11 protein-coding genes are annotated in these 11,432 nt (G+C 69.8%); 5 read left to right on the forward strand and 6 right to left on the reverse strand.

The window, feature by feature from the left end:
* Nucleotides 1-89: 89 nt before the first annotated feature.
* From IEZ27_RS27930 to eccCa, 3 genes are read right to left on the reverse strand one after another with little or no spacing between them, the layout of a single operon-like run.
* Nucleotides 90-1,325 (reverse strand): transglycosylase SLT domain-containing protein, encoded by a 1,236-nt coding sequence (locus IEZ27_RS27930; RefSeq protein WP_189649947.1) that lies wholly within the window; start codon nt 1,323-1,325, stop codon nt 90-92.
* Complete coding sequence (locus IEZ27_RS27935) at nt 1,322-1,636, reverse strand: hypothetical protein (protein ID WP_189649948.1); 315 nt, start codon at nt 1,634-1,636, stop codon at nt 1,322-1,324. Before IEZ27_RS27935 ends, IEZ27_RS27930 begins: the two co-directional genes overlap by 4 nt.
* A 45-nt stretch (nt 1,637-1,681) precedes the next feature.
* Nucleotides 1,682-5,590 carry a type VII secretion protein EccCa gene (gene eccCa, locus IEZ27_RS27940; protein WP_229824399.1) on the reverse strand — a complete coding sequence of 1,303 codons (3,909 nt, stop codon included), beginning with the start codon at nt 5,588-5,590 and terminating at the stop codon, nt 1,682-1,684.
* Between the two features lie 145 nt (nt 5,591-5,735).
* Here eccCa and eccD point away from each other — a divergent pair, with 145 nt between their 5' ends.
* Both eccD and IEZ27_RS27950 read left to right on the forward strand, forming a co-directional pair.
* Nucleotides 5,736-7,247, forward strand: a complete 1,512-nt coding sequence (gene eccD, locus IEZ27_RS27945; protein WP_229824405.1) for a type VII secretion integral membrane protein EccD — start codon at nt 5,736-5,738, stop codon at nt 7,245-7,247.
* Between the two features lie 36 nt (nt 7,248-7,283).
* On the forward strand, nt 7,284-7,730 hold the full coding sequence (locus IEZ27_RS27950; protein ID WP_189649950.1) for a YbaB/EbfC family nucleoid-associated protein: 447 nt from the start codon (nt 7,284-7,286) through the stop codon (nt 7,728-7,730).
* Nucleotide 7,731: 1 nt separating this feature from the next.
* Here the strand turns inward: IEZ27_RS27950 and IEZ27_RS27955 are convergent, their stop codons facing one another.
* The 3 genes from IEZ27_RS27955 to IEZ27_RS27965 all read right to left on the reverse strand — a co-directional run bounded on the left by IEZ27_RS27955 (nt 7,732) and on the right by IEZ27_RS27965 (nt 10,054).
* Nucleotides 7,732-8,412, reverse strand: a complete 681-nt coding sequence (locus IEZ27_RS27955) for a hypothetical protein (protein ID WP_189649951.1) — start codon at nt 8,410-8,412, stop codon at nt 7,732-7,734.
* Nucleotides 8,413-8,417: 5 nt separating this feature from the next.
* The gene (locus IEZ27_RS27960) at nt 8,418-9,563 is read right to left on the reverse strand and encodes a hypothetical protein (RefSeq protein WP_189649952.1); all 1,146 of its coding nucleotides are present in this window, start codon (nt 9,561-9,563) and stop codon (nt 8,418-8,420) included.
* 71 nt (nt 9,564-9,634) lie between these two features.
* Complete coding sequence (locus tag IEZ27_RS27965) at nt 9,635-10,054, reverse strand: hypothetical protein (protein WP_189649953.1); 420 nt, start codon at nt 10,052-10,054, stop codon at nt 9,635-9,637.
* A 284-nt stretch (nt 10,055-10,338) separates the two neighbouring features.
* Between IEZ27_RS27965 and IEZ27_RS27970 the strand changes: the two genes are divergently transcribed.
* From IEZ27_RS27970 to IEZ27_RS27980, 3 genes are all read left to right on the forward strand, one after another.
* Nucleotides 10,339-10,653 carry a WXG100 family type VII secretion target gene (locus tag IEZ27_RS27970; protein WP_185844504.1) on the forward strand — a complete coding sequence of 105 codons (315 nt, stop codon included), beginning with the start codon at nt 10,339-10,341 and terminating at the stop codon, nt 10,651-10,653.
* Nucleotides 10,654-10,677: 24 nt separating this feature from the next.
* Entirely contained in the window at nt 10,678-10,983 is a 306-nt protein-coding gene (locus IEZ27_RS27975) for a WXG100 family type VII secretion target (RefSeq protein WP_125631982.1), read from the forward strand.
* A 67-nt stretch (nt 10,984-11,050) separates the two neighbouring features.
* A complete protein-coding gene (locus IEZ27_RS27980; protein ID WP_189649954.1) occupies nt 11,051-11,431 on the forward strand; it encodes a hypothetical protein in 381 nt (126 codons plus the stop codon).
* The last annotated feature ends 1 nt before the right edge of the window (nt 11,432 follow it).

Genomic DNA, 11,432 nt, shown 5'->3' on the forward strand with positions numbered 1-11,432 from the left:
ACGGGCCCCACTCGGAGACTTCCGGGTGGGGCCCGTTTTCTGGCGCCGTTTCGGAATGCTGCCTCCGGTCGGACGCGAGGGCCGGGCGGTCAGTAGGGCTGGTAGCCGCCGCCTCGCTCAAGGGAGGAGATGCCGGGGTGGCCGGCGAGGTTGCCGTAGCGGCTGTAGGTGTACAGGACGCCCGCGATGATGTTGTCGACCGGGTCCAGGATCCTGCCGTGGCCGGGCAGGGAGTGCGCGTTGAACGTCGGCGGGATGGTCTGCATCAGGCCCTGGGACGGGACGCCGTTCTTGGCGTTGATGTCCCAGGTGTTGACGGAATTGGGGTTGCCGCCGGACTCGTGGTAGATGATCGTCCAGATGCGCTGGACGTCCTGGGGGTCGTTCGGGTCCAGGTCGCTGACGTCGATGGCACGTCCGCGCAGGGTTTCCGCCATTTCGGGGGATCTGATGACGGTGAGGGCCTGCTTGATCCACTCGACGACCTCGGCCTTGGGCGCGGGCGTGGACTTCGCGGACGAGGCCCCGCCACCCGCCCCCGAGCCGCCACCCGATCCGGAGTCGCCGCCTGCCCCGGAGCCGCCGGAGTCCGAGCCGCCGCCCGAGCCGTTGTCACCCGACAACTGCGTCTTGCCCTGAGGCGTCGTCTTCCAGACGACCTTCTTGTCGCCGGGATCGAAGTCCGCGCCGCCGGGATAGGGGAGGGCGGACAAGAAGCCCATTCCGGCGTTCTCGCCGGGGCCGCCGGGCTTGATGTGGCTGGCCAGCGTGTTCTTGGCGGTTGTGGCGGCGTCCTCGGCCGCCTTGACGAGCCCCTTGGCCTGCTCGATGTTGCTGTTCACCGTACTGGCGAAGCCCGCGTCCTCTGACAGTGCGCGTTTCGCGTCGACCTGGTCCTTTTTGGGGTTATTGGCCAGGTAGTTCCCGATGAAGGTCGTTGCGCTTCCAACCGTTTTGTCGCAAAGCGTACGGATCTCTGTGGATGCCTTCTCCAGTGCCGCCGCCGTGTTGTCGAGCGCCGCCACACAGGCGAGGACGGTGGTGTTGAACTCGTCGCCCGCCTTGGGGTAAAGGCGCATGTAGCGGTCGAAGGCGTCCGCGGAGTCGCCTTCCCATTTCTTGTCGACGTCGTTGATGTTCTTGACGAGCGCCGAAGTCTGGGCGGCGACGTGGAACGAGCACGTTTTCCAGGTCGAGGCGATGGCTCTGATGCCTGCGGGGTTCCCGGTCACCTTGTCGAGCAGCGCCTGCAACTCCGGCCCGCGGGGCAGCTCGGTGATGTCCGGCGCGGTGATGGTGATCGTGATCGGGGCGTTGTCGCTCATGCGCCCGAGGCTGTCTCCGCCTTGCGGAGGTTGGTCTCCACGTCGTCGAGCGCCCGCTCCACGCTCTCCAGCTTGAGCTGACCGCTGTCGATCTCGACTCGGACGGCGACCCAGATGGCGTCCACCTGAGTGGTCAGCTCGCGCGCGACATCCAGCTTGGCGAACAGGTTGACGTCCGTCTGCTCGGCGGGTGGCGGCCGTTGGCCGATTTTGAGTATTTCGTCGACGGAGAACTTCTTGGCCGCGATGTTGATCTGCGTCCTGCACTCGTCGAGCGCCTTGTAGGAAACACCAACCAAGCCCTGGCTCATGAAGGTTGAGCATAATGGAGATCATTGAGGTTGAAGAGACCCGTTTTACTCCCCTTCAAGGGATGCTGTCTGGATCAGTCGCTCTCCGAACCTTCTGTCCACATGGAAGGCCCGGCCGGGCGGGAGCGGTTGCGGTCTCACCTTGCCGAACAGCACGCCCTCCTCGCGGTTCCCCGACATGATCAGCGCCGGGGTGGCCATCTCCTTGAGCCGCTGCACCGCGTGGTCGTACATGGCCCGGGAGGCGCCGCCCATCTGGCGGGCGAGGATCAGGTGCAGCCCGATGTCGCGGGCCTGCGGCAGCAGCTCGGCCAGCGGTTGCAGGGGGTTGTTCGAGGTGGCGACCAGGTCGTAGTCGTCCACCACGATGTAGAGGTCCGACCCCTTCCACCAGCTGCGCTCACGGAGCTGGTCGGGGGTCAGGTCGGCCGGCGGCAGGCGCTTGAGCAGGGCGAAACGGACCTCCTGCACCAGCTCGGAGGCCGCCGCGCTGGACACGGCGTAACCGATGCGGTGCTCGGTGACCGCGGTGTCCAGGAGCGAGCGGCGGTAGTCGATCACGACCAGCCTGGCCTCCTTGGGCGTGCGGCGCGCGACGAGCCCCTCCATGATCAGCTTCAGCGCGTTCGACTTGCCGCACCCGGTGTCGCCGAACACGACGAAGTGCGGGTCGACGTCGAAGTCGACGGTGACCGGGGAGAGGGTCGCCTCGTCGATGCCGATCGCGATGCGGCTCCGGCCGGTCTCCTCCGGGCCCGGCAGGCCGGCCGCGGGCAGCAGCGACGGCAGCAGCCGTACGGGCCGGGCCGAGGGGCCCTGCCACGACTCGCTGACGACGTCCACGAGGGAACGCAGCCCGTCGGCGAGGTCGTCGGCGCCGCGTACCCCGTCGATGCGGGGGAGGGCGGACAGGAAGTGCATGCCGTCCTTGGTGAGCCCGCGTCCCGGCGTTCCCTCGGGCACCGCCAGCGACGCGCTGCGGCTGACCTCCGACTCGTAGGCGTCGCCGAGCTTCAGCTCGATCCTGGTGCCGAACAGGTCGCGGATGCCCGGCCGGTACTCCGACCACTTGTTGGTGGTCACCATGACATGGATGCCGTAGCCGAGCCCGCGTGCGGCGAGGTCGGTGATCACCTGCTCCAGGCTCTCGTACTCCTGCCGGATCGTCAGCCAGCCGTCCACGACCAGGAACACATCACCCCAGCCGTCGCCCTCGACGCTGCCGTCGGCCAGCCGCTTGCGGTACGTGGCGATCGAGTCGATGCCCTTGTCGGCGAAGTCCCGCTCGCGCTGCTGGAGGAGGGCCGAGATCTCGGCGACCGTACGGCGGACCCGGTCGGCGTTCTGCCGGTTGGCCACGCCGCCCACGTGCGGCAGGCCCTCCAGCGCCGCCAGGGCGCCGCCGCCGAAGTCCAGGCAGTAGAACTGCACCTCCTTGGGCGTGTGCGTGAGCGCCATGCTGGCGATCAGCGAGCGCAGCACGGTGCTCTTGCCGCTCTGCGTGCCGCCCGCGATGCCGACGTGCCCGGCCGCGCCGGACAGGTTCAGCCAGTACGGGTCCCGCCGCTGGTCGAAGGGCCGGTCGATGATGCCGATGACGGCGTGCAGGCGTCCTCTGCCGTCCCAGCCCGGCGTGGACAGCCCGAGCTCCGGAGTCACCGACAACGCGGGCAGCAGGTGGGCCAGGGTCGGCGGCTCGGCCAGCGGCGGCAGCCAGATGCGGTGCGCCGCGGGGCCGCGTCCCTCCAGCCGGCCGACCACGACGTCGAGCAGGCTCGACCGGGGGCCGCTCTCCTCCGCCTCCGCCGGCGCCTCGGCCTCCGGCGTCTCGACGGAGGGCAGCGGCGCGTGGGCGTGGCCGTACTCGATGACCTCGCGTGGCACGGGCTGCCCGTTGCTCACCAGGTGCCGGGGGTCGGGCTGGTAGGCGGCCGAGACGTAGGCGGCCTTGAACCTGGTCATGCCGGTGGTCTCGAACTTGAGGTAGCCGTTGCCGGGCGCCGGAGGCAGCTCGTACGCGTCGGCCACACCCAGCACGGCCCGGCTCTCCATGGCCGAGAACGTCCGCAGGCCGATCCGGTACGACAGATGGGTGTCGAGCCCCCGCAGTCTGCCCTCGTCCAGGCGCTGGGAGGCCAGCAGCAGGTGCACGCCGAGCGAGCGGCCGAGCCGGCCGATCATCACGAACAGGTCGATGAACTCCGGCTTCGTGGACAGCAGCTCACTGAACTCGTCGAGCACGACGAAGAGCGTGGGCAGCGGCAACAGGTCGGCGCCCTGCTCGCGGGCCCGTTCGTAGTCGCGCAGCGAGGCGTGGTTGCCCGTCGCCCGCAGGAGCTCCTGCCTGCGTACCATCTCGCCGTGCAGCGCGTCGTGCATGCGGTCGACCAGCGGGAGCTCGTCCTCAAGGTTGGTGATGACGGCCGAGACGTGGGGGAGCGAGTCGAGCCCGAGAAAGGTCGCGCCGCCCTTGAAGTCGACCAGGACGAAGTTGAGGATCTCCGAGGAGTGGGTGACGGCGAGCCCGAGCACCAGCGTGCGCAGCAGCTCCGACTTTCCGGAGCCGGTGGCTCCGATCAGCAGGCCGTGGGGGCCCATGCCGCCCTGCGCCGACTCCTTGATGTCGAGCTCGACCATGCGGCCGTCCGCACCGAGCCCGATCGGCACGCGCAGCCGGTTGCGGCCGGCCCGCGGCCGCCAGGTGACGGCCGGGTCGAGGGCGCGCGGGTCGCTGATGCCCAGCAGGTCGGTGAGCGTCGTGTTGATCGACAACATGTCCTCGCCGTCGCCGCCGCTCTTGGACGAGGCCCGGAGCGGGGACAACTGCCTGGCCAGCCCCTCCATCCACACGAAGGAGAGCCTGTCCGGCGCGCCCAGACGCGTCTTGCGTTCCTTGCCCGCGTGGTCGACCTTCACCATGTACAGATCGTCCCGCTGGACCTCCATCCGCAGCGTGTTGCCCTCCTCGACGGCGCCGGTGGAGCCGGTCAGGTCGATGACGGTCACGCCCATGATGGCGTCGCTGCCGAGCTGCGAGTCGTGCGGCATGTGCCCGCCGTCCACGATCAGCACGTGGTACGGCAGCTCGTCGGAGGGCGCGCCCGGCTGGAACCTGGGCCGCTCCTTGAGGTCGCCCCCGACGAGCCGGTCCAGCTCGCCCAGGTTCTCGGCCATCAGGCGGACAGGCCCGGACGCGTCGGTCATGTCGGGATGCAGGGCGTGCGGCAGCCACTTGACCCACTCCCAGTGGGCCATGCGCTCCTGGTCGGCGCAGACCATGATGCGCATGTCGTCGGGGGAGTGGAAGGTGACGACCTGGCCGATCACGGCCCGTACGAGATCCCGCATCGCCGCGAGGTCGCCGCTGAGCCGGATCCGGGCGAAGGAGGCGAGGGCGACGGCCACGGGCAGCCGGGAGAGCGTGGAGTGGGCGCGCATGAACCTGCGCAGCGCACCGGACGAGAGCGCGTCCAGGTCCTCGACGGGCTTGGAGTCCGGGGGGAAGAGCTGGATGGCCAGCTTCTGCACGCCGGTGCCGAGACGGATCGTGCTGAAGTCCTCGTCGCGGGGGCGGCGCTCCCACAGGCGGGGGCCCATGGCGATCCACCACAGCGAGTCCGGCTCCGGCCCGCTCCACTCCAGGGCCTCGCGCTGCTGCTTGGCGGCGCGCCTGGCCTTCCTGCGGATCTGTCCGAGATAGCGGAAGTAGTCGCGGCGTGCGCCGTTCAGGCGGTGTTTGCGCTCGCCCGACTGGCGTCCCATCTGGCCGATGGTCATGCCGACCATGGAGACCGCGAACAGGCCGCTGGCCACGTACATGATCGGGTTGGAGTTGCCGCCCGAGGTGAACATCAGCGCCATCGCGGCGGCTCCGGCCACCATGGGCAGGTACGAAAGCACCAGCATGAAGCCCTGGCCCTGGACCTCGGGGATCTCCGGCGGAGACTCCAGCATGACTTCTCCGCGAGGTGGCTTGGGGCCGGGGCGACGCTCCGGGCGCCGGACAACCACTTTGCTCACGCGACGTTCTTACCAGAATCGACCCGCTATGTTCTGTGCTGTCCGTGATCCTCTTGGGACGGAGTGGACCGTGGGATCGATGGTTCAGAAGCCGCCGCCGCCCGAGTCTCGGCCGGCCGCGGAGGACCCCGGCGGGCCGCCCGCACCGACGCCGTCGGGGCCGGTTCAGCAGGGCGCGCTCGCGCAACTGCCGTTGCCGCTGCCGGTGTTGTGCAACGTGACGATCGTGGGGCCCGGCAGGAAGGCCGACCTGACGCTGCCCGCCGACATACCGCTGCCGCACGTGCTGCCGGGGCTGCTGCGCATGCTCGGCGAGGTGGGCGGTGACGCCACGTCGTCGCCGGGATGGACCCTGCAGCGGCTCGGCGGCTCCCCGCTCGACCTGGAGCAGAGCCTCAGCGCGCTCGGCGTGCTCGACGCCGAGATCCTCTACCTCCGCCCCCGCGAGTCGATCCTGCCGGCCGCGATCTTCGACGACGTCGCCGACGTCGTGGCCACCGGCGTGCGCGAGGGGCCGGGCAAGTGGACGGCGGCCCACACCGCGGCCCTCGGCGCGGCCGGCGCCACGGGGCTGCTGGTCCTCGGGGCCGTCGGCCTGGCCCTCGCCGGTCTGCCCCCGCTGGTCGGCACGGTCGTCTTCGGAACGCTCGCGCTGCTGCTCATCGCCGCCGGAACCGTGTTGTCGCGGGCCATGGGCGACTCCACGGCCAGCGCGCTGATCGGTCACGCGGCGCTGCCGTACGCCTTCCTGGCCGGGCTGTTCACGCCCGCAGGGAGCGGCGGCCCGGCCGGGACCGGCGGCTTGGCCGGGATCGGCGCTCCCCATCTGCTCGCCGCGTTCGCCTGCACCGCGCTCGCCGCCGCCGTCGCCGGGATGACGATCTCGCACGGCATTCCCGGCTTTCTCGGTACGGCCATCGCCGCGACCTGTGGCGCGGTCTGTGCGGCGGTGGTCATGTTGACCGGAACCGTCCCCGCGGGGGTGGCGGCCGTGGCCATCGCCGTGCTGCTGGCGCTGAGCCCGCTGGTGCCGACGTTGTCGTTCCGGCTGGCCCGGGTGCCGCTGCCGGCCATGCCCACGACGGCCGAGGAACTGCGCGCCGACAACCAGCGGCTCGACGCGGCGGCGATCCAGGAGCGCACCGTGATCGCCCAGCGTTACGCCACGGCGCAGATCGTCGCCGTCGGGCTGGCCGCGCTGGTTGCCCAGGCGCTGCTGGTGCTGCACGACGGCCTGATCGCGTACATCATGACCGTCGCGCTCTCGCTGACGCTCATCATGCGCGCCCGCGTGTTCTCCGGCGTCGGCCAGCGGCTCTGGCTGGTCGGGCCGGGCATGGCGGGGCTCGCCATGACGGCCTTCGCGCTCAGCTCCAAGGGCGGGGTCATCGGCGCGCTGGCGGTGGCGGTCTGCGTGTTGTGGGCGTCCCTGCTGATGGTGGGCGTCGGGAGGGGGCTGGCCACGGGCAAGCCGTCGCCGTTCTGGGGACGGGCCGGGGACATCCTCGACCTGCTGCTGATCGTCGAGCTCTTCCCGCTCGCGGCCGGCGTGCTGGAGCTCTACACCTGGGTACGCGGGTTGTCGGGCTGATACTTTGCTGGCCGTTTCGAGCGGAGGAGTGAGGCTGTGCAGGAATTCGGAGACTTCGCGAACATCGACATCGAGAAGCTGCTCAAGGGGGCCGACCAGCAGTTCGCCCGCATGGAGGAGTTCCAGAAGAAGATGGACTCCTTCGTCGGACGGGCCCAGGACGAGCAGGGGCTGGTCACCGTCGAGTGCGGCCAAGAGGGCGTCCGCGAGCTGCAACTGCACCCCAAGGGCCTGCGGTTGTCGTCCGGCGAGCTGGCCGACCTCATCAAGACGGCGCTGAACGACGCCGCCGCCGACCTGCAGCGGCAGGTCGCCGAGAGCATGAGCGAGACGTTCGGCGACTCCGAGGACAACCCCATGACGTACCTCAGGAACCCGGACGCCGCGCTGAACCAGATCAAGGAGGCGGAGTCCGCTTACAACCGCACGTTCGAGGACGTGATGGGCGAACTCGACCGCATCCGGCGGCGGCTGGAGTTGTGAGCTAGGCCGGGCGCTGCGTGGGCAGGTCGGCGATGACGACCTGCTCGAAGGCGGGCGCGTCCTTGCCGGTGAGCGTGACCGCCTCCGACATGCCCGTGTCCTTGAAGGCGGACATCAGCCCGCTCGCGAGCCAGGCCAGGGCGGCGGCCGAGCCGTACACCACGAGCATCTTGGACAGGAACCGCCTGAACGCCCCCTGCGCCCGCACGGCCGCCGAGGCCGCCAGCGGATTGCCCGGGAAGAAGTGCCCGGCGGCCGAGAGGCTCAGCAACAACCCGCCCAGGGTGACGGACGTCACCGCACCCGTGTGGGACATCTTCGCGAGCTGGTCGAGGGTGTGGGCCAGCTCCTTGTACACGCCGCCGGTCTTGGCCACCTCAAGGGTGAACTTCTCGGCCACCTTCTCCATCTCGGGCCGGGCCATCTGCTCCCAGTCCTGGCCGGAGACCCCGGCGACGAGCTGCCGTACGCTCTCCTTCGCCTGCTCGACCTCGTGCGTCGCGGCGCGTACCTCCTGGGCCGTGCCGCGGATGTCCTCGGGGCTGGACAACATCGTGCCGATCAGCGCGGCGCACATCTTGCAGACGACGGAGAGCACCACGTTGGTCTTCAGCATGGCGCCCGCGTTGCAGGAGGCCACGGCCATCGTGTACAGGGTCGTGCCGTTGCGGTAATGGTCCATGGTTCCTACTTCTTCGGCGTGCTCTTGTCGTTGGCGGCCCTGATGACCTTGGCGCCCTCGTCGAGCTGGGTCTGCCAGCGGCCGAGCTGCTTCTTGGCGTGCTTGAGGTAGTCGGCGGCGGAGTTGCGGGCCGCGTCGTAGGCGCCGTCGAAGGCGAACTTCCCGACCAGGCCGAAGCCCGGGAAGCCGGGGGTGGCGCCTCTGACCGTGCGTTCCACCGCCCTGAACCGGTCTCCCGGCGTGTGCGTACCGCCCGCCTGCGTCGGGGCGAGGCTCTGGCCCAGCCGTTCCATGGCGTCCGGGCTGGCCTTGCGCCAGTCGCCGGACACGCCGCCGTTGCTCAGCGCGGTCGCCTTCGGGTCCTGGGGGCGTTCCGTGCCGGAGCCGTTCTTGTTCGCGGCGGCGGCGGGGGTGGTGGGGGTGGCGGCGGTGGGGTCCGGGGTCGCGCCGGTGGGGGTGCCGCCGCTCGGCATCCCGCCGCCGCCGCCCGCCGGGGCGGTCTCCTTGGGAGATTCCTCGGTGCCGTCCGCCTTGGGGGTGGTGGCCGTGGGGGGTTTCGCGACGTCGGGAACCTTCGTGGTGTCCTCGGGGGTGGTCGCGGCCGGTCGGTCGGGCGTCGGCTCCCCGGACGACGGGGTCTCCTCGGGACGGTCGGGGGTCTCCTCGGGACGGTCGGGGGTCTCCTCGGGACGGTCGGGGGTCGTGGGCGTCTCGGGGGCGGCGGGGGGCTCCGAGGGGGTGGAGGCGGAAGGGGCGGTCTCCAGGGTGGGCGGGCTCTGGGGGGCCGGGTCGTCCTCGGTGGCCTGGGTGTCCTCGCGGGCGGGGTCCGCCGGGTCGGTGGAGGCCGTCGGGTCGGTGGGGGGCGGATCGTGTGGCTCGGGTGGGGTGCCGTCGCCGGAGATCTCGACGAGGTCGCCCGGGATCCCCGGCTCCACGGCGCCGCCGTCCGGCCGGTGCTCGCCGTCGTCCTCGGCCTCCTGGACGTACGGAGCCTGTCCGAGGCCGGCGGCGGCCGTCAGAGGAGCGACCAGTCCGGGCTCACCCGTGTCTCCGTCGCTCGTGACGACCGTGGCGGACATACGTTCGGTCGCCGCCGAGTCCTCGGCCGTGGTCCAGTTGACAAGGCTGTCGATGCTCCCGAACTCGGCCATCCGCGCCCCCAAACCCGCGACCCGCCCAAACGATCAGAAACACTAACCGCGTGAACGGTCAGCCGTACAGGTCAGCCGATGCGTTCGTACGCGCCGCCGGAGTCGGCGGCCTTGACGCCGCCGGAGAACTTCACCCACGACCCGGTCGGCGCGGCGTGGTAGACCGGCACGGTGTGCAGAGGGGTGATCTCCTCGTTCTTCACCACGCCCGCGCCCTTCACGTCCACCGCGGACCAGACCATGCTGCGCGTGCCCACGCCCTTGGTCTTGAACGTCACCGCGCAGGCGTTCTGCTTGCCGGGGTTGTAGAGCAGGTAGGCGACGCCGCCGGCGAACGCGGCCTGACGCTGGACGGTGTACCCCGGGCCGCAGACGACGGCGGGCGTCTCGGCCGCCTGGCGGGAGGCCGAGGCGGTGGTGGCGGTGAAGACCGCCGTCGTGCCGAGCACGGTCGCGATGACCGCGCCGGCCGTCCTCTTCGTGATTCTCAAGTTCTTCATCTCCGAAGGAGTCAAAAGGCGATTTGTCCGAGGGGCAATCCTGTGATGCCGGATTCCCCGCGTCTTCAGCGCAGAGCGCAGAATGTTTTGGCAATGAGCGCAGATTTTTTCTTGTCGACCAGACGGTTGTGATCGCTGGGACGGGTGGTGGTTAACATGCGAGTCGATGTTGTTTCGCAGGGGTTCGCCCTATTCATGTCGGCCAACCGGCATGCGAGACAAGGAAATGTCCACTTGGAGGTCCAGTGGCACTGTACGGAGCAAGTCCGACGCAGTTGACCAACGCTGCCGGGTACTGCCAGGACACCGCGCAGTACATCGAAGGCATGCGCCAGCGCGTTCAGACGATCAAGGGCGACCTGACCACCCAGGGGTGGCGGGGCGGCGCGGCCCAGAAGTTCAGCCACGCCCTCGACGAGTGGGACGTCGAGTTCAAGGCCGTGATCAAGATCCTTGAGGACATCCACGACCGGCTCAACATGGGCGCCGGGGTCTACCGGAACGCCGCCGACCAGAACATGGAGCTGTCGGGATCCCTGGCCAGGGACGGTCTCACGGGCCGGATCGACAACGTCATCAACAGCAACTAGCCGGCCGACGCCACGGAGATCCCAGTGACCGTTCCCGATGATCACACATTCGTCAAGTTCGGCAGCATGGAGCAGGCGTACGAGGAGCTCAAGAAGGTCGTGAGCGAGCTCGACAAGGTCACCGACGACCTGTTCGCCGACATCAAGAAGGAGCTGGCGACCAGCTGGGAGGGCGAGGCCGAGCAGTTCTTCAACACCAAGAAGGACCAGTGGAACGCCCACGAGCAGGCGATGGGCAGGCAGCTCTTCGAGGCCGCCACCGCGGTCAACATCGCCAAGGGCAACTACGAGGCCGCCGAGCGGCGCAACATCGCCATCTGGACGGACTGACGCGTCTCCTCTTCCCGGTCACCGTGGCGACGCGGTGACCGGGGACTCGCATCCGCAGGGGTAAGCGATGGGCAACCAGGAACCCGAACCGCAGACCGACCCGCTCGGCATCCCGCCGCACACGGCCGACAAGTTCCAGGGCGACGGCAGGGTGCACGAACCCTCCGTGATGCGGTCGATCGCCGAGGCCCTGTCGAAGAATCTGCAGGCCATGGAGAGGCCGGGCGTCAGCGGGCGCACCCTGGCCGACGTCCAGCCCGGCGCCGCCCAGTTCGGCGAGTGGATCGACGCCAAGGCGTTCGGCTCGACCGCGGGCCGGGACGGCGCGGGGCAGAAGTTCGGCCAGGTCTACGCCGAGTTCGTGAAGGCGTACAAGAGCGTCATCGACGCGATCGAGGCGAGCGCCGGAAACCACGCCGAGGCGGACACCCGGAACGAGGGCGGGTGAC

Source organism: Nonomuraea spiralis (assembly GCF_014648435.1).
In the GTDB taxonomy this organism is placed as follows: Bacteria; Actinomycetota; Actinomycetes; order Streptosporangiales; family Streptosporangiaceae; genus Nonomuraea; species Nonomuraea spiralis.